The organism is Acetobacter pasteurianus subsp. pasteurianus LMG 1262 = NBRC 106471 (assembly GCF_000285275.1).
Taxonomy (GTDB): domain Bacteria; phylum Pseudomonadota; class Alphaproteobacteria; order Acetobacterales; family Acetobacteraceae; genus Acetobacter; species Acetobacter pasteurianus.
The window spans coordinates 19,217-33,819 of sequence record NZ_CADO01000067.1 but is presented as its reverse complement, the minus strand read 5'-3'; the positions used below and the strand labels follow the sequence as shown (position 1 = coordinate 33,819).

Annotated in this window: 32 protein-coding genes; 16 read left to right on the top strand and 16 right to left on the bottom strand. The window is 52.4% G+C overall.

Features of this window, described 5'->3' with window-relative positions; all coding sequences use genetic code 11:
- Positions 1 to 134: 134 nt before the first annotated feature.
- From APA10_RS09865 to APA10_RS09810, 14 genes are all read right to left on the bottom strand, one after another.
- Complete coding sequence (locus APA10_RS09865) at positions 135 to 797, bottom strand: hypothetical protein (RefSeq protein WP_003630357.1); 663 nt, start codon at positions 795 to 797, stop codon at positions 135 to 137.
- A 269-nt stretch (positions 798 to 1,066) separates the two neighbouring features.
- Entirely contained in the window at positions 1,067 to 1,273 is a 207-nt protein-coding gene (locus APA10_RS09860; RefSeq protein WP_003630358.1) for a hypothetical protein, read from the bottom strand.
- The gene (locus APA10_RS14955; RefSeq protein WP_003630359.1) at positions 1,270 to 1,434 is read right to left on the bottom strand and encodes a hypothetical protein; all 165 of its coding nucleotides are present in this window, start codon (positions 1,432 to 1,434) and stop codon (positions 1,270 to 1,272) included. The genes APA10_RS09860 and APA10_RS14955 overlap by 4 nt, the downstream gene beginning before the upstream one ends.
- Positions 1,431 to 2,063, bottom strand: coding sequence for a DUF3164 family protein (locus APA10_RS09855; protein WP_035366063.1), 633 nt, complete (start codon positions 2,061 to 2,063; stop codon positions 1,431 to 1,433). Before APA10_RS09855 ends, APA10_RS14955 begins: the two co-directional genes overlap by 4 nt.
- 4 nt (positions 2,064 to 2,067) lie before the next feature.
- Positions 2,068 to 2,943, bottom strand: a complete 876-nt coding sequence (locus tag APA10_RS09850; protein ID WP_035366065.1) for a tyrosine-type recombinase/integrase — start codon at positions 2,941 to 2,943, stop codon at positions 2,068 to 2,070.
- Between the two features lie 148 nt (positions 2,944 to 3,091).
- Positions 3,092 to 3,499, bottom strand: a complete 408-nt coding sequence (locus tag APA10_RS09845; RefSeq protein ID WP_003630365.1) for a hypothetical protein — start codon at positions 3,497 to 3,499, stop codon at positions 3,092 to 3,094.
- A 117-nt stretch (positions 3,500 to 3,616) separates the two neighbouring features.
- Positions 3,617 to 4,354, bottom strand: coding sequence for a hypothetical protein (locus tag APA10_RS15430; protein ID WP_050998020.1), 738 nt, complete (start codon positions 4,352 to 4,354; stop codon positions 3,617 to 3,619).
- Positions 4,351 to 4,572, bottom strand: coding sequence for a hypothetical protein (locus APA10_RS09835; protein ID WP_035367609.1), 222 nt, complete (start codon positions 4,570 to 4,572; stop codon positions 4,351 to 4,353). Before APA10_RS09835 ends, APA10_RS15430 begins: the two co-directional genes overlap by 4 nt.
- Entirely contained in the window at positions 4,569 to 4,805 is a 237-nt protein-coding gene (locus APA10_RS09830) for a hypothetical protein (protein WP_035366821.1), read from the bottom strand. The genes APA10_RS09835 and APA10_RS09830 overlap by 4 nt, the downstream gene beginning before the upstream one ends.
- The gene (locus tag APA10_RS09825; RefSeq protein WP_003631345.1) at positions 4,802 to 5,365 is read right to left on the bottom strand and encodes a TRM11 family methyltransferase; all 564 of its coding nucleotides are present in this window, start codon (positions 5,363 to 5,365) and stop codon (positions 4,802 to 4,804) included. The genes APA10_RS09830 and APA10_RS09825 overlap by 4 nt, the downstream gene beginning before the upstream one ends.
- Entirely contained in the window at positions 5,362 to 6,534 is a 1,173-nt protein-coding gene (locus tag APA10_RS09820; RefSeq protein WP_003631344.1) for a hypothetical protein, read from the bottom strand. Before APA10_RS09820 ends, APA10_RS09825 begins: the two co-directional genes overlap by 4 nt.
- Positions 6,531 to 6,659 (bottom strand): hypothetical protein, encoded by a 129-nt coding sequence (locus tag APA10_RS15500; RefSeq protein ID WP_276325082.1) that lies wholly within the window; start codon positions 6,657 to 6,659, stop codon positions 6,531 to 6,533. The genes APA10_RS09820 and APA10_RS15500 overlap by 4 nt, the downstream gene beginning before the upstream one ends.
- Entirely contained in the window at positions 6,652 to 7,152 is a 501-nt protein-coding gene (locus tag APA10_RS09815) for a hypothetical protein (protein ID WP_003631101.1), read from the bottom strand. Before APA10_RS09815 ends, APA10_RS15500 begins: the two co-directional genes overlap by 8 nt.
- Entirely contained in the window at positions 7,149 to 7,319 is a 171-nt protein-coding gene (locus APA10_RS09810; RefSeq protein ID WP_003631104.1) for a hypothetical protein, read from the bottom strand. The genes APA10_RS09815 and APA10_RS09810 overlap by 4 nt, the downstream gene beginning before the upstream one ends.
- 283 nt (positions 7,320 to 7,602) lie before the next feature.
- Here APA10_RS09810 and APA10_RS09805 point away from each other — a divergent pair, with 283 nt between their 5' ends.
- Both APA10_RS09805 and APA10_RS09800 read left to right on the top strand, forming a co-directional pair.
- A complete protein-coding gene (locus APA10_RS09805; RefSeq protein WP_003631109.1) occupies positions 7,603 to 8,091 on the top strand; it encodes a DUF4145 domain-containing protein in 489 nt (162 codons plus the stop codon).
- A 93-nt stretch (positions 8,092 to 8,184) separates the two neighbouring features.
- Positions 8,185 to 8,484, top strand: a complete 300-nt coding sequence (locus APA10_RS09800) for a hypothetical protein (RefSeq protein WP_003631111.1) — start codon at positions 8,185 to 8,187, stop codon at positions 8,482 to 8,484.
- A 62-nt stretch (positions 8,485 to 8,546) separates the two neighbouring features.
- Here the strand turns inward: APA10_RS09800 and APA10_RS09795 are convergent, their stop codons facing one another.
- Positions 8,547 to 8,759 (bottom strand): helix-turn-helix domain-containing protein, encoded by a 213-nt coding sequence (locus APA10_RS09795; protein WP_124326527.1) that lies wholly within the window; start codon positions 8,757 to 8,759, stop codon positions 8,547 to 8,549.
- Positions 8,760 to 8,840: 81 nt separating this feature from the next.
- Here APA10_RS09795 and APA10_RS14310 point away from each other — a divergent pair, with 81 nt between their 5' ends.
- Positions 8,841 to 9,224 (top strand): helix-turn-helix domain-containing protein, encoded by a 384-nt coding sequence (locus APA10_RS14310; RefSeq protein ID WP_003631114.1) that lies wholly within the window; start codon positions 8,841 to 8,843, stop codon positions 9,222 to 9,224.
- Positions 9,225 to 9,311: 87 nt separating this feature from the next.
- The gene (locus tag APA10_RS14950) at positions 9,312 to 9,968 is read left to right on the top strand and encodes a hypothetical protein (RefSeq protein WP_124326528.1); all 657 of its coding nucleotides are present in this window, start codon (positions 9,312 to 9,314) and stop codon (positions 9,966 to 9,968) included.
- Here the strand turns inward: APA10_RS14950 and APA10_RS14645 are convergent.
- Positions 9,853 to 10,359, bottom strand: a complete 507-nt coding sequence (locus APA10_RS14645; RefSeq protein WP_003631115.1) for a hypothetical protein — start codon at positions 10,357 to 10,359, stop codon at positions 9,853 to 9,855. The genes APA10_RS14950 and APA10_RS14645 overlap by 116 nt on opposite strands.
- A gap of 93 nt (positions 10,360 to 10,452) precedes the next feature.
- Here APA10_RS14645 and APA10_RS09775 point away from each other — a divergent pair, with 93 nt between their 5' ends.
- The 12 genes from APA10_RS09775 to APA10_RS09715 all read left to right on the top strand — a co-directional run bounded on the left by APA10_RS09775 (position 10,453) and on the right by APA10_RS09715 (position 14,401).
- A complete protein-coding gene (locus tag APA10_RS09775; RefSeq protein WP_003631116.1) occupies positions 10,453 to 10,794 on the top strand; it encodes a hypothetical protein in 342 nt (113 codons plus the stop codon).
- A complete protein-coding gene (locus tag APA10_RS09770) occupies positions 10,791 to 11,048 on the top strand; it encodes a hypothetical protein (protein WP_003631117.1) in 258 nt (85 codons plus the stop codon). The genes APA10_RS09775 and APA10_RS09770 overlap by 4 nt, the downstream gene beginning before the upstream one ends.
- Entirely contained in the window at positions 11,045 to 11,278 is a 234-nt protein-coding gene (locus APA10_RS09765) for a hypothetical protein (protein ID WP_035367607.1), read from the top strand. The genes APA10_RS09770 and APA10_RS09765 overlap by 4 nt, the downstream gene beginning before the upstream one ends.
- Positions 11,275 to 11,658 carry a hypothetical protein gene (locus APA10_RS09760; protein WP_003631327.1) on the top strand — a complete coding sequence of 128 codons (384 nt, stop codon included), beginning with the start codon at positions 11,275 to 11,277 and terminating at the stop codon, positions 11,656 to 11,658. The genes APA10_RS09765 and APA10_RS09760 overlap by 4 nt, the downstream gene beginning before the upstream one ends.
- Before the next feature lie 94 nt (positions 11,659 to 11,752).
- Positions 11,753 to 12,043 carry a helix-turn-helix domain-containing protein gene (locus tag APA10_RS09755; protein ID WP_003631325.1) on the top strand — a complete coding sequence of 97 codons (291 nt, stop codon included), beginning with the start codon at positions 11,753 to 11,755 and terminating at the stop codon, positions 12,041 to 12,043.
- Positions 12,040 to 12,243: a helix-turn-helix transcriptional regulator gene (locus APA10_RS09750; RefSeq protein WP_003631324.1), complete on the top strand. Its 204-nt coding sequence runs from the start codon at positions 12,040 to 12,042 to the stop codon at positions 12,241 to 12,243. Before APA10_RS09755 ends, APA10_RS09750 begins: the two co-directional genes overlap by 4 nt.
- Complete coding sequence (locus tag APA10_RS09745; RefSeq protein WP_003631322.1) at positions 12,240 to 12,524, top strand: hypothetical protein; 285 nt, start codon at positions 12,240 to 12,242, stop codon at positions 12,522 to 12,524. Before APA10_RS09750 ends, APA10_RS09745 begins: the two co-directional genes overlap by 4 nt.
- Before the next feature lie 2 nt (positions 12,525 to 12,526).
- Positions 12,527 to 12,700 (top strand): Lar family restriction alleviation protein, encoded by a 174-nt coding sequence (locus APA10_RS09740; protein WP_157999369.1) that lies wholly within the window; start codon positions 12,527 to 12,529, stop codon positions 12,698 to 12,700.
- Positions 12,701 to 13,006: 306 nt separating this feature from the next.
- Positions 13,007 to 13,303 carry a hypothetical protein gene (locus APA10_RS09730; RefSeq protein WP_003631318.1) on the top strand — a complete coding sequence of 99 codons (297 nt, stop codon included), beginning with the start codon at positions 13,007 to 13,009 and terminating at the stop codon, positions 13,301 to 13,303.
- Positions 13,300 to 13,593 (top strand): hypothetical protein, encoded by a 294-nt coding sequence (locus tag APA10_RS09725; RefSeq protein WP_035367605.1) that lies wholly within the window; start codon positions 13,300 to 13,302, stop codon positions 13,591 to 13,593. Before APA10_RS09730 ends, APA10_RS09725 begins: the two co-directional genes overlap by 4 nt.
- Positions 13,590 to 13,958, top strand: coding sequence for a hypothetical protein (locus APA10_RS09720; RefSeq protein WP_003630840.1), 369 nt, complete (start codon positions 13,590 to 13,592; stop codon positions 13,956 to 13,958). Before APA10_RS09725 ends, APA10_RS09720 begins: the two co-directional genes overlap by 4 nt.
- Positions 13,955 to 14,401, top strand: a complete 447-nt coding sequence (locus APA10_RS09715; protein ID WP_003630839.1) for a DUF3310 domain-containing protein — start codon at positions 13,955 to 13,957, stop codon at positions 14,399 to 14,401. The genes APA10_RS09720 and APA10_RS09715 overlap by 4 nt, the downstream gene beginning before the upstream one ends.
- Positions 14,402 to 14,603 lie beyond the last annotated feature (202 nt).

The following is a 14,603-nucleotide window of genomic DNA, read 5'->3' as shown; positions in this document are numbered from 1 at the left end:
AACTGCAACCTAAAAAAATTGCCATATCTAGGGAACAAACGGGCTGGCGCAATCCCCGCGTTTCAAGGGGGCCAGGAAGGACCCAAGACCCCTAGGGGGAGGGCTACCCTCCCCGCGCATACCTGCCTCGCGTGTCACCACGCCGTCCTCACTGCCTTCTGGATGGCATCTGCCAATGCCTTACCCCCTCGGGTAGCGACAATCTCTGCACCTCTCTTGGCAAAGCTCAGACGCTTATGAACGTTCACGTTTGGACGCCACATATAGAGAAGCTTCAGACTGGTCTTTTTGCCATTGATCTTGTTCAAAGATCCTTTGGTTCCGCGTGTGCCATCCCGACGAGCACCACGGACTGGACGTTGCCATATGCCAGTTATGCCGCGTACGGTTCCCTTAAAGACGTCACTACGATCAAGAACCCGAGACAGCATTCCCTTAGATATCTGACCATATTTATCTGTTGGCCCATCTACTGGAACAAGCAGGTTCCCTTGCTGCCAAGGAGTTTCATGCTCCCCGCCAGTTTCATATGGCTGCAGATATCGTTCCTGAGCAGGACGCAATGAGACAACTGCTGTCAGATCACTCTTGGTTGCCTTCTTCTCAACCTGCGTTGCACGCAATGTAAATGGACGCGGATGCTCGAATATCTTGCTGAAGGCATCGTTCTCACCGCGCATGATCTGGAACGCCAGATCATTCAACGCAGAGGCCTGCGCGAACGGGATCTGCTTTTGCATGTCAGATAATGCGCGCTGGGCTTCTGATGTATCCAGCTTGATCTCAACGCCAGCCATGTCCAATTACCCCAAAATGCCCGAGGCACCATAGAACCGGTACGCTAGACAATGCGATGGTTGCAAAAAATGCGGCTAGACGCAGAAGAGTTGATCTCTGAAACTCTATGTCTAAACGCAATTCTTGCCCAAAAAATCTGCTGTACAGGTTCATCTTGTCTCTGCTATCTTTGCGCCTGTTCATTCCTGCCGTTTCCAGGAGTGGATAATAAGAAGCCCTCGCGCTGTGTCACCAGCCGAGGGCTTCGTTCATTCAAATCAACAATGACCTATCGCGTAGCATAAGCCCGGTCAGAGCACTCCTGAGCACGCTGCTTCGCCCACACCCGAATACCAGGGAAACGTGCCCGAGAAGACAGACGCTCATAATGGTCTGCTGCACGCGCCCATACACTGTAATCAGACGTCACCTTGGTGCCACGCGCAGGCCCATGTTTCTGTGGCTTCTGACTACCACGAGCCCCAGAACGGTTCATTTCTTTCTGTCGCATGACATCCCCGATTTTATGATGATGGATTGCAGACGCCGTATTTCACGGTGCTGTTCTTCTAGCTGCCGAGACTTGCGGCCCATTTCCCAGCGCAGCTTGAAATTCTCACGCCGCGCAGAAAGCACATCCGTCAGCCAGCGCTTCATGCCTTGGCCAGATCCAGAGGCAGCATTTGCCAGGATTGTTCCGGCGTTTCCCGAACATGAAGCCGCAGATACGCTTTGGTGCTGTCGATACGAATGCTGTCTGCAATCGCATCCATGGCCCGCTTCCACTGCGGCTCGTCTATGTTGTGCCGGCGAAGCCCAAGAATTTTCGTGGCAGAAAGCTTTCCTTCTTGCCCCACGTCAAATGCTTCCATCACAATGGTTTTGAGGTTCGCGTTCGCGCCCTCAGACCATTCCTCAAAAAGTTCATCCAGCAGGCTTTTGGCGACCTGAAGCTCAGGCCCAAAGGAAATGCTCTCGCCCATGCAAACAGACACACGCAACCGGCCATCGTAGCTACTCAGCGTAGTGTTGCCTTTCGGCCCGCCAAGCTTGGCTTGGTATTTTTCGTGCAGCAGGGATTGCAGCGCAGAAACCTCACTGAAGCCGCGCTTCTTGAATTCTGCCAGCTCTCTCGCCAGAAGCTTCGCTTCCGCATGAATAGCGCGAACCAGCTCATCTTCCAGAAGATCCTGCGGCTTTACCTGCGCAACAGGAACCAGACGCCCTTGAGCATCCTTCATGTAGCCTTCGGGCGCATCGTCCACGGGCCGGGGTGTGTCTGTCATGGTGTCAGTCCAGATATTTTGCAGAACCGTCACCCTCACGCACATGAGAGTAACGTGTAGTTGTGGCGAGAGAGGCATGCCCCAGCGTGGCGCAGACCACATGGGCCGGGGCATTGTTGTCCAGTGCGTGCGATGCGTGGGCGTGCCGGAGCCAATGCGCTGAGACACGCGATGACAATCCGGCACGCCGTGCTGCCCGCTTCACGATGCGATGAGCCGCATCTTTCGAGAGCGAGCAGCCATCATGGCCGGGGACAACAGGCGCATCTGGCCCGCTATCAACCCTGAGCGCCATGAGCTCTTTGAACAGTTTGGCAGGAACCTGCACGGGCCGCGTCTTGTTGCCTTTGCCAAAAACGGAAGCAACAGCACCCTGCTGGCGGCGCGTCAGATCTCGCCAACGCAAAGCGCAGGCCTCTGAAATGCGCAGCCCCATACGGTACAGAACATTCAGCAGCGCCCGCTTGCGTGGCTCTTCCTCACCATCAATCAGCGCAATCACTTGCTCACGGGTAAGAATGCGCTCATGCAGCGTGTCTCTCCCCCGCGCTATGCGGAAGGCAGATCCTGCATCATGAGAGAGAACGCCAGTTCCCGCGCCATAGGAAAGCAGAGATTTCACGGCTGAAAGCTTCCGCCTGCGCGTGGCATCGGAAGCATCGCCCATGCTGTCGAACCACGCCTGCAGGTCGGGCAGCACAATATCGTTCAGTGATTTCCCGGCAAATGCCAGCAGGTCGCGCACGTCTCTCTCGTATGCGCGGCGCGTGTTCTCGCCACGGTTATGCAGCCACGTCCGGATGCACAGTTCATCGGCAGAAACTGGAGCGGCTTTCACCGCCTCTGGCGCGGGTGATCTGTTACGATCTCCGCTAACCATTTGTTTTCCCTACATTATGTGGTGTTTTTCACCCCATCAAATCCGCAAGATAACTACACTTATCTTGCGGGTTTTTGGGGTGCTGTACGACTTATCTTGCGGGTGCCCAATACTGGGGTGCCAGATAAGTCAGCGTTATCATTGCGGGTTAATCGGACGGCGCACCGCCAATTTTTCTCCCGCAACCACCCCACTTTGGGGGCCTCCAGCTGGGGCGAACTGTGCCCGCAGGAATTTGTTCACCTGTCTGGAGCATCATTTCCCGTTGCACCGCAGCTTCTACACGCAGCACATCCGCTTCTGCTGCCGGGCCAATGTCGGCAGCCATACGGCGCAATGCACTCCGCGCCACGCGGGCAACACGTGCCGCACGTGCAATGCGATTGCGCAACAGCAAACCGCTGCCGCCCAAATCAACATCACTGCGATGATAAGGAGGATTGGTGTAGATCAGCTGAACAACAAGGCATTCAGGCCCATCAACACCCAAAACCAGAACTGGCTTTTTCCCGCGCAGCACAATAGAGCCCCGGCAGATACTCCGCCGCTTGCCCATAAGTATGCTCGTATTGTTCGGAAATAAAAAAAGCCGTGGCCCTCTCAGGCACACGACTTCGAATAGGATACCAGAATAGACAGATTATCTGTGGACAGTCAAGATAACTCTAAAAAATCAGTTATCGTCTTTTTTAGGTTCGATATTGAACCACAGTTTTCCAGGCATCTCTGCATATACGTCTGCCAGCTGCCCTAACAGCAATTCAATGGCGCCAGAAATCTGACGCCGATCACGCTTGCGCTGCCCTGCAACCTGAGAAATGCTCATATGGTCGATCAGGAAACTATACAGAAATTCTTCTGAACGTTTTCCAAGGTGCTCTCGAATATATCTGCACCGTTCTGTCCCATGCATGCGGGCAAGCAAAACATATTCAGGATCTGGCTTACCGCCCTTACTAGATGCTTCCGGATCTTTGGCACCCATGATTCCGGTCTCATAATCCCGCGCCCACATCTGGGCTGCCGCCACTTCGGCATCACCAATCACGCCAGAAGTATGCAGCTTGTTTAACAGCCCGCATGAGCTGGAAACTGCGATTGTAGGTTTTCCTTTTTCTTCCAGCCAGATGGTCGCAATATCGCCATGCTGCTGACGTTCTGGAAGAACTTCACCAGATGGGCCTGAATGCAATGTAAGTTTTTCGAGCGCATCAACATGTTCATCATCACTAACGTGACGAAATACTTTGCATTCTCGCAGTGGAAAGGATTTCTCTCCTAATCCAATACCAAATGCACGTATGCCATCATCATAAGCATACTGGAAACGAAAGGCATCTATCTTCCCTTCCCGATATATAATCCAATCCCCTTCCCGGAATTGAATGTCCTTTGGCTCTTTCTTGGTCACGTTGCTGCCCTACCTCTTCTGGTGTACCGTCCTCGGGCATCACGTGGTTGTTCGTATGCATCCAAACGGCGTTGCAGAGTGGTGATTTCCAGTTCAGCCTCTGCACGCCGTTTTTGTTCCTGGGCCAGTTTGGCCCGCAGATCTTCCACTGCATCAATCGGGTTGGGCTTGCCTTCTGCCTGCAACCGCAAGTTTCGTAATAGCGTGCGGAAACTCATGGCCTCTGCTCCAAAGTTTTATAGGCACGCTCTTTCATGCGACCGAGTGAAAATACGCAGCCAAACAGCAACCAAGCACCTAAAAATTGGATCATGGAAAAGATTGTCAAAAACCAGAAGCCAGCCCCTCTTTCTTGAGCAGTCACAAAGCCCAGAAGAAAGACATGGTCGATGAATATGCCAGCTAGAGCGCCAAACAATGGAAGAACCCATTTCGGAACTTTTCTATTCATGATGGCATCTCACCAATTTTAGGCAGGAACTTCACAACGGGGTCACCTTTCCAGCCGTGCTCAAAAACAAACCATGCGTAAGCAATGGCGCCACCTTTTGCAGGAATATCTGTGCCGCCCGGCGGCATGGAAATACGCTTGCCAGCCACCCAAACACGCGCCAGCGGAACAGTCGGAAACCACTCCCCGCGCTTAATCCCTTCCAGAAAGGCAAGCCGCAGCAGCACGCACACGCGGTCTTTCGTCTTGGCCAAGCAGGCCGTGATAAAATCTTCTGCCACGCCATAAGGGGGATTGCTGACAACATTTGTGGGCTGGGAAATGGATAAAGACTGCTCATAGCTCAGGCGCGGATACGTGCCGCCTGCACGATCTTGAATGTCTGAACCTCCAGCCAAAACCCCATTGCTACAAAGCGCCTGCACGATATTCCCGCCGCCGCAGCACGGATCCAGCACAGTCCCCATAAATGGGCGCTCACCTTTGACCAGGGCATGAACGCACCACGCGGGCTCAACATACCAATCATCCTTGTGCCGCTCATAACCAGAATGCCTCATCCCACAGCCTCCATCATGGCGGGGTGTTCACGGTAATAGGCTGCATAATCCTCAACGCGGCGTTTGATATCTGCTGGGGGAAAGCCGTGCTTCTCCGCTTGAGCAGCAAAAGCTGTATCAGCACGCTCAATGTTTCTGTCATTGAGGTGGAAAAGACTTTGCCAAAGCCGTTCAGCTTCTCGAAGCCTCTGGGTGGCATAAGGCTTCACAGGGTCGGCTACCGTCTGCGGTTCCTGCTCCTGAGCATCTGAAAGCCGGTCTCTCACATTCTGCAGCTCAATCTGGCGGAAGACCTCAGCCTCAAAGACCTTGAACTTTCTCGGTTCCTCAGTATTTCCGCGCATTTTCTCGGTATGCGCACGAATGGCGGTGATGATCGTATCAGGCTGTGCACCAGCCTTCAGCCATCTCTTGGCAAATGAGACCGCGTAACCAGCCTGATCTTCCATGCCCGTTGCAGCAATCATTCGCGCTACGGTCTGCGAGACCAGCTCAGGAGAGATGTCCACGCTTGGGTTTTGGGTTTCCCCAGAAATAGAACTAGAAGGAATATTAGTATCTCTCTCTAATTCTAGATCTATGGAACCCACGGAACCCAAATTTTCAGAAACCGAAACCGAATTGGGTTTTTTGTTTGGGTTTTGGGTTTCGGTTTTTCCACCCTGAATAACCGATGCCAAAGGCATGTGGCGTTGGTTACGGTCAGCAACTGCCTTCTTTCCGCTCCCTGGTGGGCGTCCACCCTTTTTCCCATTCTCACGTGCGGTAATCTGCTTGCGTGTCAGGCCCGGTGGCACATCACCCTCTTCCTGCCGCTGCTGCCAATCTGCATCAGCTGCGGCCTTGCGGGCAGCGCGTTCTTCCTTGCGCAGCAGTTTGTCATACAGGTGTGGGCTAAACAGTGCGCCTTCATCATCCCGCGCCATAAAGCCAGCCTTCACAACAGCCGGCAGCACGCGGTCCAGTTCAGAACGGGGCATCCATGATTGCGCAGCAATCTGCCCATCATCCAGAACCATCTCGCCTGCGCGAAATACCGTGGTCCGCATGCTTTTCAGTGCATCATGCAGGCTTTGCACCACACCGCGCATTTCTGCCGGCATGCTACGCAGCATGTTCCATGGTGTAAGGGTGCTGCGGTCAAATTCAGCAATAACAGGCCGCATCATATTTCTCCCGGCTTGTATTGCGTATCATGGCAGCACTCGGCACGGTGGCCTGCTGCCTGCTGCCTGCTGCCTGCTGCCTGCTGCCTGCTGCCTGCTGCCTGCTGTGCGTAGCGTTGCTCAACCATGCGCGGCATCTCCCATCGGGCGCACAATGTGCGGCTTGGCAGATTTCTGAACTGCGCGGCCAAACGCTATGGCCTGCTCCAGAATGCGCTGGGCATGCAGCATTTTGGGAATGATCTCGTCGGCTTCTTCCGGGTCCAGTTGGTTATCTTCCAGCACCTTCATGGCCGTGGCCATCACATCCACAGATGCCATGCCAAACTGGCTCATATCCTTGCCAAAATCGCTGGTACCAACACGTAGGGGCATCAACACATAGCCCAGCGCATGAGCCATGGCCTCCAGAATGAACGGATGCTCAGCGCAGTGGTCCAGATCCACAGCCACATCCACCGGCACCACGCATTCCTTGGAGCGGTTCTGGTAATCAGAAAACTGGGTGCGCCCCACGCGGGAAATACGTGCAGCGGCATCTACACCACCAACATGCGTAAGGGCCGTTTTGGTGGCCGTCTTAATGGCTGGAACAAATGCTGAGGAAAACGGAGCGCTCATCTCTCATTCTCCCGTGGGCACATCGCAACGCGGGAGATCAACCCCAGCACAAATGCACCCCGATCATGTGGATCAAGGCCAATCCATGCAGTGGTAAGGGCACTCGCCCGATCAGCAACTGCATTGCATGACATGGCCCGGCGGATCATAATTTCTGCACGTTGCATATTTTTTTGATTTTCGGAGTTTTCACACATGGCAAGCCAACCATCTTTTATTGTTATGGAGTGCCCCCATTGCCGCAGCAAAAACATGGCTTGCGATATTACGGGCATGAGAGTTGAAGGGGACGATGTACGAAGCCTGAGAGGTTTTTTCACAAGCTTTTGCCGAGGATGCAGAAAACCTTTTGGCGGAGCATTCGAAAGCATATCTCCCCGCAGCCGCAGAGACTGGAGTTCGTATCTTCGACACCAGAATTACGCGCTGGAAAGTGCTTATGAGCTCAATTTGAGTGAAGGCACGGCTATCCCTTGCATTTGGCCAGAAGCCCCCAAACCCAAGAGATTTGATTACCTTCCTCCAGAAGTTTCTGTTGCGATGGGTGAAGCTGAAGATGCCCGCACAGGACAAACCCCTAACCGTCTGGTACGCAGTGCTTACCGCACGGTTATTGACGTAGCGACCCAACACGTTTTTGCAGAAAATCTGGATGCTTTTCGGGAAGGTACAAACCCTAAGCAAAACCTTAACAACCGCATCAATATGCTTGCTGCCCAGCATTTCCTCACCCCCAGCATGAAAGACTGGGCGCATGGCATTCGTGACATCACCAATGAGGATGTTCACACCAGCAGCCCGGTCTCGAATGAAGAGGTGACAGAAATTGCCGAATTCACAGATATGCTGCTGCAATATCTGTTTGAACTTCCCGGCAGAGTGAAGCAGGCCAAAGAAACGGCTGAACAGAAGCGAGCTGCCGCAGAAGCGGAAGGCTAGCTGCATAGGCGCAACGCGGGCGGAAATATTGTCATTCCCGCCCGTGCGCCTCACGATGGGGTTGCTAGACCCAACCATCGTAAGAACTGATGAATGAAGATTGAAATCGGAAAGCCCTCTCTGCCGCCGGTCACCATCACCGAAATCAAGCAGGATTTCCTGATGCGGTACGCGGGCACAAAGGGCGAAAGTGAACGCCGAATCACCGTGAATGGGCTGAAAGGTGAGCAGCTGCCGGACGGAAGCATCCGTATCCTCAGCATCAACGCCTACTGCCATGAGCGCAAAATGGCGCGCACATTCAAAATGAGCAGCGTGAAAGAACTTGTCGTGCCTGAAACTGGAGAGGTTGTGACAGACCTGCTGCGCTGGCTGAAAGCCAATGAGGCCTAGCCGAACCGCATTCGGCTGACAGGCACACTTGGGTGCGGCATGGTTGGTTTTATGGAAATCAGTCATGCCGCAACTCCAGTGCTTTCGGGCTTAGCAAAGAGATCTGGGCGCAGTTCCTGTGCTGACTTTCCACATACAGCAGCAACTTTGTGGAGGTGCCTTTTGGGCACACGTTTCCATTGGGAAACTGCCGCATATGATAACCCACACGCATCTGAAATACGTTTATTGGCACCACGCATTGCCATGATCTCGATTAAAGCCGGGTCTTTCATGCAGAAAACCTTAATAACCTTAAGGGAATTAAGCAAGCAAATTAAGGATGCCATGTATGCAGGCAAGCGGAACAATTACGTATGAACCAGACAAAACCTACAGATTCTTCAGATCGTGACCCTAGGAAAGTAGCCTTTGGCAACCGCGTAAGAACATTAAGGGAACTAAAGGGCTTCACACAGCAACAGCTTGCAGGCATGATTGGGCTGACGGAAAATTCGATTACCCAATATGAAGGTGGTCGAGCTATCCCAAGACCTTTGAAAATGGAAGCTCTAGCAGTGGCTCTTGGCACGAATACGACTTATTTGCTGACTGGCAACGAGCCGGATTCACTTGTTAGAGCGCAAACCCGCCCAGAACTAGAAGCCTTAGAGATATTAAGGGATATACCATTAGATCAGCAGGAAACTGCTTTAGCCGCTTTACGTGGGATTGCTCAGGCATTCCGAAAGAAAAAATAAAAACCTTAACTAAATTAAGTTTTTCCTTGCCTACATTCCTTAATTTACTTAAGGTTTCTCCATCACAACCCGTGGTGGAGAAAAACCGTGTCGAATGACGCTATCAAGATTGAAAAATCAGGCATAGGATTTGTGCTGATAGGAAGCCTCAACCGCGTTTCCTATAGCATGGAGCAGGAAGCCCGAAGCGGCAGCATGGCTGTGGCTTATAGCCATGATCACCTAGCTGATTTGCGCAAGGAAACCGCACTAAAGCTGGTGCAACAAGCCACCAACAATTTCATTGCCGATCGACCAAGCATTTCTGAACTTTCAATGCTTCGTGATGCAGCGGAATGCCTGATTACAATCTCCATAGCGGAAATGCGCAAGGCAGCCTGCACATCAGAAGAAAAGCAGTCCTCAGATCCAGAGATGGATCATGCTGCCCTGAAACCCGCAGAGCCTGATGCGCACTATGGCCGCGCCCCCTGCTTGTCAGTGAGCGATTGCTGGCTGCAGCCAGAAAAAGATGGCTCACGGTTACAACTTATTACCCACAATACAGGCTTAGATATTACTGACTTTGTTACCAACATGATTTTTGGCAGTCAGGTAATTCCTGTCAGGTTTTCCGTTTCGGGCAAAATCAAAGATGACCGGTTATTTGAAGCCACTGAAGTAAATCCGGAGTATGCCTCAGGCCGCTCTTTACCAGTTCGCCAGTTAAGACTTTCAAGCCTTCAGCCGGCAAAGAGCGTATAGCATGCTTAAGCCCGTCTTTCTTTTTGGCATCGCCTTCAGAAACATCAATCTGGGTGCAAATCAGCGCCTTGATGCTGTCTGCGTCAAGTTTGACCGTAACAACGCCAAGTTGGGCACTCAGGCCGCCATCTTCACGCAGGTAATCAAGGCCGCGGGTTGTAATGGAAGCGCCACCCCAGCTCCAGAAACCATCAAGGCTTTTTCGCAATTCGGCATCACACAAGCCATTATCAGCAAGATACTTCAAATTGGCAAAGAACTCTTCATTACTCAGGTTGTCATCGGCAAATTCAGAAGCATTCGTAATGTTTTCATAAGGCTTTTTGGCAAGCCCACGAAGCATAGGTTCCCAAATCTCTTTGCGAATAACTCCAGCTTCATCATCAGACATATCTAGTTTCCCTTTCTTGGGTCTGTTGGCACGCCAAGAATGGGAAAAGTTGGGTGAGTCTGGCAACAGGCTCTCCCTTCCAAGGGGCAGAAAATGGTTACTCCTCCTAAAAAACCCGAAGCATATCAGTTCTCAGTAGATGAGAGCCGGAATATCGAACGCATCATCAGGCGCGTAATTGATATTTCCAAGCCTACCAGTCTGGCCTCCAAAAATAACATTTACGACAAAACAAGGCAGCTGCTGCGCGTATGCCACGCCCGTGTCTGCCAGTTGGATCTGGCTGCCATGCTGCACGCAGATATTCGGCTGGTGCTGGAAGATCTGGGCACACTCAAGCGCAACCTGAATGTAGACACTGCGCATATGGATTACGGCACGCGGCTGCACTTTGCGCTTAACGTGGTGTACCGCCGCAGGGATCAGGCAGCATGAACGCCATTCCCTGCCCTGCGCACCAAATCCCCCGCCAGATGTTCAGTATTCCGGAGCACAAGGTAACGCTCATTCGTGCGCAGGCCGATGACCTGCTTGCCCATGCAAGCACGCTGGAATCCTACCGCCGCGCATGTGCCGATACCAACAATTCATATGGCGAAGAGGCATGGAAGCACCTTGCCGGCCAAGCACGCCTGCAGGCCGAGCTGCTCTACACCCGCGCCAATATCATCGAAAGCTGTAGCAAATGAACAATCACGCCTTTCAGGTTGCCCGCACGCAGCTGGAGCAGCTCATCCACAACAATGTGGACAGCAAAGAAAAGCTGAACATGCTTTCCCTGGTCAAAGACATGGCCGCTGCAATGGAAGCCGAGCAGGACATTGCAGATACCGCCCTGCGTATCGGCTACACCAAGCGCCGCAACCCGATGGCACGCATTCAGGACTTCATTCTGGGTGAAGTGAGGGTCGCACAATGAACCGTCAGGAAATGCTTGAGGCATTGGATAAACGGGTTGCCGACATCAAGGCTGAAATAGAAAGCTACCCACCAGATACACAATACGCATTCGTCTTTGGTCTTGCTTCACTGGCAGCAACAGAAAAGATGATCGCAACTTTTTGTAGCACATTAGGAAATGGTGATCCCCTTCTTTGTTCTGCGGGGTGCGCTGCTGCATCTGCCGTGGCGATAGATGTATCTATGTCTCCACTGGTTTATCTAAGTAGATTAAATACAGATATCCTAAGCTTCCTCATGCAAGGTGGGGAAGGTACTATAATTGGTGCAGAAGACGCCAAAACTGTTTCTGATATCTTCAAAAACAATGGCCAATCACCTACTGGCACACGGCATTAAGGAAATGGGATATGCACAACCCTGCACCCTCCCAGCGCCTAGTCATTCTGTGGTTTGTGCTGTCAGTTATCGGAATATGCGGGAATGCGTTCCTATGGCTGCACAGATAGATCTGGAGCACCTGCTGGGCACCTACAGGCCTGCGCCACAGGTGGAAGCCCCCAAGCGCATCAGAAACGATAAATGCCTGGGCTTTCGTATCCGCCAGCGCCGCCAGCAACTCAGCATGAGCATGCAGCAGTTAGGGGCAGCCATCGGCTGCACCTACCAACAGGTGCAGAAATACGAAAGCGGCAAGAACGCAATCAAAGCCACCCTGCTCCCCACATTCGCCACCGCACTGGACGTGCCTCTGACATGGTTTTTTGAAGGATTGGAAGCATGAGCACAGAACCCAACGAAAAATTCCTGACCCGCAAAGAAGTATTGGAAACCGTAAAGGTCGGCACATCAACCCTGTACCGCTGGATGGAACAAAACCGTTTCCCACGCCCTCTCAAATTCACAGCCGGCTGCGTGCGCTGGAAGGAAAGCGCCGTAAAAAACTGGCTGTCTGCCCAGGAAGAAATGAGGGCAGTAGCATGACCTACCCCCTCCCCATAGTTGGCTACATCAACCCACTGGTGGCAGACGCCCTACGCGACCCAACCAGCGGCATCAATGTTACGCAATTACGGGCAGAGCGTAACGGTTGTGTGTCAGCACCGCTTGTTTTGAAAACTGATGCGGATGCAGAGATTGCGAAACTGCGTGAATATTACGCAGCTAACGAGGACATTAAACGGGTGGGTTTATTTGGCGCCACACTGGAAATGTTTGCTCGTGAGGAAAAGGCGCGCGCAGCCCTGAAAGGCCCGGAAGCATGAGCATGAATAAAAAGCTTCGGGAATGCCCCTTTTGTGCCACCCAGGATGCCGCTGTCGTTGGTGAAACAGATTGGTTTTATGTCTCCTGCTTTACGTGCGGTGCAGACGGCGGCGGAGCCGATACCAAAGCGGGCGCAGAAGATAATTGGAACACCCGCGCTGGAGAGAAGGCGTGATGCAGGCGAAACCAGATCTGTTCGGCTTTCAAAGGCCGAGAGCCCCCAGACGGTTTATGGCCCACATGGTTGACGTGGGCATAAGCGACTGCGTGCCGCAAGATAGCAATATGACCCAGATTGCAGAGTTCAAATGTAATCGCTGTGGTTGGGAAAGCGGCTGGATATACATGAAGAATGTAACAGCCGTTAAGCATGGCGTGCCATGTGATGAATGTAACGGGAGCAGTGAAAATGCCTGAAAAAAAATGGCTTAATCCTGATCTCCCAGGAGTGCCTATATTCCCAGAGCGGGATGGGTGGCACATGCTTGATCGTGATGTGTGGCAGTGGAGCGCAAAACGCAAAGCATGGAACGATACAGTCCTGCATCCTAACTTTGTACTGCCCAAGAATATGGCTTGGCGAAAATATTATGATCCCGTCCTCACCCCCACGCAGATAAACGAAATGCTGGCGGGGGAGCGGGAGCGTATCTGTCTCATGATAGAAAGAAGTCTTGATGCATCTTGTAGCTTGTTACCGCCCGCAGGGAAAACACTACTGAAGGCCGCAGCCGAAGATATTACCGATGCAATCCGCAATCTAGGAGCCGCGCCATGAGGACGAGAAAGGAGCAGGTGGCCGCTCTAGCGTGCGCCTTATTCAACAAGCGCACGGATATAGATGAGTGCCTCGCCATTGCTAACAAATATATCAAAGAAGCCGAGGAACGCGCACGGGCAGAATGTGCGGCTGATACGCGGCGGTTGGAGTGGTTGGCGGATATGAAAGTAGGAGTTGAATACAGAGAAGAATTTGGTTGGGGAGTATATGAAATACTTGAGGGAATGCTTGGAGAGGCACCCACCCTACGCGCCGCCATTGATGCAGCTATGGAGGGCGGGAAATGACTGACGCACGCATTGAGGCGGCTGCAAAGGCGATTGCCGAATATGTATATGAGCGCAACGGCAAGCCCATGAAATGGGAAAACATGGGAGATAACCGTCAAGAAGTCGCTCGATGCTATGCGCGAGTTGCCCTTGAAGCAGCAGACGCAGCGGCTTGGAATACTGACATCAAGAAAGCGCCCGGATTTCGCCAGACAATCGTTGTCCATTTGAAGAATGGCGACACCACGCTTGCCAACAATGAGTTTCCTCAAGGCGAGGATGGTTGGGTTGATATGACGGACGAAAATATTGCAGAGGCCGATATCGAGGCATGGATGCTGATTCCTCGCTTTGCCGCACCAACCAAAGAGGCAACCCCATGAACGCCATAACCCCCGACCACTACAAAACAGAAAGCGGCCTGCAAGTATGGGATGTGACCCGGTACATGTCTGGCAACATGGCGCAGGCGTTCCAGTATGTTTACCGCGCAGGGCATAAGGGAAGCGAAGTGGAGGATCTTCGGAAGGCCGTGGCGTTCTTGGAGGATTGGGTTGCCCATCCTGATGTGCCGCGTTCCGTCCTGCCAGAAGGTGTTGAGCCTACAGATGGGCCAAGCGTAACGCTCAGTCTCCTTCTAGGGATAACAGATCAGGATGAATGGGATTTCAAGAATCATATTCTGACCGATATTGTTCAGGCAGACAGCTATGAAGGTGAAACCGTTAGCGGTGATGATTTCTGTGGCCGCAAACTGATCTCCTTAAAGACGCTTCCGCAGATTAAAGCCCGCATCACAGCACTGGAAGGAGGCGGGAATGGGTGAGATCATGATAATCCATGCCATCAATCTGTGGCTGATATTCGGAATATCACAAGTATTCAGCATGTTGCTCTATGACAGAATATATAGCTTGAAAGATGTTGCAGAAATCATACTGGCAATTTCCGCCGGGCCATTACTTTTCCCACTAAGGTTTTTACTGTCAGCCTATTCACGGCACAGACAAAGAAAAATCTTGGAATTT

Coding starts and splice junctions, on each gene's coding strand:
- APA10_RS14645 (WP_003631115.1), bottom strand. CDS start 10,359: ATGTCTGATGATGAAGCTGGAGTTATTCGCAAAGAGATTTGGGAACCT.
- APA10_RS09725 (WP_035367605.1), top strand. CDS start 13,300: ATGAGGACGAGAAAGGAGCAGGTGGCCGCTCTAGCGTGCGCCTTATTC.
- APA10_RS09855 (WP_035366063.1), bottom strand. CDS start 2,063: ATGACAGACACACCCCGGCCCGTGGACGATGCGCCCGAAGGCTACATG.
- APA10_RS14310 (WP_003631114.1), top strand. CDS start 8,841: ATGAACCAGACAAAACCTACAGATTCTTCAGATCGTGACCCTAGGAAA.
- APA10_RS09765 (WP_035367607.1), top strand. CDS start 11,045: ATGAACAATCACGCCTTTCAGGTTGCCCGCACGCAGCTGGAGCAGCTC.
- APA10_RS09860 (WP_003630358.1), bottom strand. CDS start 1,273: ATGAACCGTTCTGGGGCTCGTGGTAGTCAGAAGCCACAGAAACATGGG.
- APA10_RS09730 (WP_003631318.1), top strand. CDS start 13,007: ATGCTTGATCGTGATGTGTGGCAGTGGAGCGCAAAACGCAAAGCATGG.
- APA10_RS09850 (WP_035366065.1), bottom strand. CDS start 2,943: ATGGTTAGCGGAGATCGTAACAGATCACCCGCGCCAGAGGCGGTGAAA.
- APA10_RS09715 (WP_003630839.1), top strand. CDS start 13,955: ATGAACGCCATAACCCCCGACCACTACAAAACAGAAAGCGGCCTGCAA.
- APA10_RS09820 (WP_003631344.1), bottom strand. CDS start 6,534: ATGATGCGGCCTGTTATTGCTGAATTTGACCGCAGCACCCTTACACCA.
- APA10_RS09830 (WP_035366821.1), bottom strand. CDS start 4,805: ATGAATAGAAAAGTTCCGAAATGGGTTCTTCCATTGTTTGGCGCTCTA.
- APA10_RS09865 (WP_003630357.1), bottom strand. CDS start 797: ATGGCTGGCGTTGAGATCAAGCTGGATACATCAGAAGCCCAGCGCGCA.
- APA10_RS09755 (WP_003631325.1), top strand. CDS start 11,753: ATGGCTGCACAGATAGATCTGGAGCACCTGCTGGGCACCTACAGGCCT.
- APA10_RS09775 (WP_003631116.1), top strand. CDS start 10,453: ATGGTTACTCCTCCTAAAAAACCCGAAGCATATCAGTTCTCAGTAGAT.
- APA10_RS09750 (WP_003631324.1), top strand. CDS start 12,040: ATGAGCACAGAACCCAACGAAAAATTCCTGACCCGCAAAGAAGTATTG.
- APA10_RS09845 (WP_003630365.1), bottom strand. CDS start 3,499: ATGGGCAAGCGGCGGAGTATCTGCCGGGGCTCTATTGTGCTGCGCGGG.
- APA10_RS09835 (WP_035367609.1), bottom strand. CDS start 4,572: ATGAGTTTCCGCACGCTATTACGAAACTTGCGGTTGCAGGCAGAAGGC.
- APA10_RS09810 (WP_003631104.1), bottom strand. CDS start 7,319: ATGCAACGTGCAGAAATTATGATCCGCCGGGCCATGTCATGCAATGCA.
- APA10_RS09720 (WP_003630840.1), top strand. CDS start 13,590: ATGACTGACGCACGCATTGAGGCGGCTGCAAAGGCGATTGCCGAATAT.
- APA10_RS09740 (WP_157999369.1), top strand. CDS start 12,527: ATGAATAAAAAGCTTCGGGAATGCCCCTTTTGTGCCACCCAGGATGCC.
- APA10_RS09795 (WP_124326527.1), bottom strand. CDS start 8,759: ATGAAAGACCCGGCTTTAATCGAGATCATGGCAATGCGTGGTGCCAAT.
- APA10_RS09745 (WP_003631322.1), top strand. CDS start 12,240: ATGACCTACCCCCTCCCCATAGTTGGCTACATCAACCCACTGGTGGCA.
- APA10_RS09770 (WP_003631117.1), top strand. CDS start 10,791: ATGAACGCCATTCCCTGCCCTGCGCACCAAATCCCCCGCCAGATGTTC.
- APA10_RS09760 (WP_003631327.1), top strand. CDS start 11,275: ATGAACCGTCAGGAAATGCTTGAGGCATTGGATAAACGGGTTGCCGAC.
- APA10_RS15500 (WP_276325082.1), bottom strand. CDS start 6,659: ATGGTTGAGCAACGCTACGCACAGCAGGCAGCAGGCAGCAGGCAGCAG.
- APA10_RS09815 (WP_003631101.1), bottom strand. CDS start 7,152: ATGAGCGCTCCGTTTTCCTCAGCATTTGTTCCAGCCATTAAGACGGCC.
- APA10_RS14955 (WP_003630359.1), bottom strand. CDS start 1,434: ATGAAGCGCTGGCTGACGGATGTGCTTTCTGCGCGGCGTGAGAATTTC.
- APA10_RS09800 (WP_003631111.1), top strand. CDS start 8,185: ATGAAGATTGAAATCGGAAAGCCCTCTCTGCCGCCGGTCACCATCACC.
- APA10_RS09825 (WP_003631345.1), bottom strand. CDS start 5,365: ATGAGGCATTCTGGTTATGAGCGGCACAAGGATGATTGGTATGTTGAG.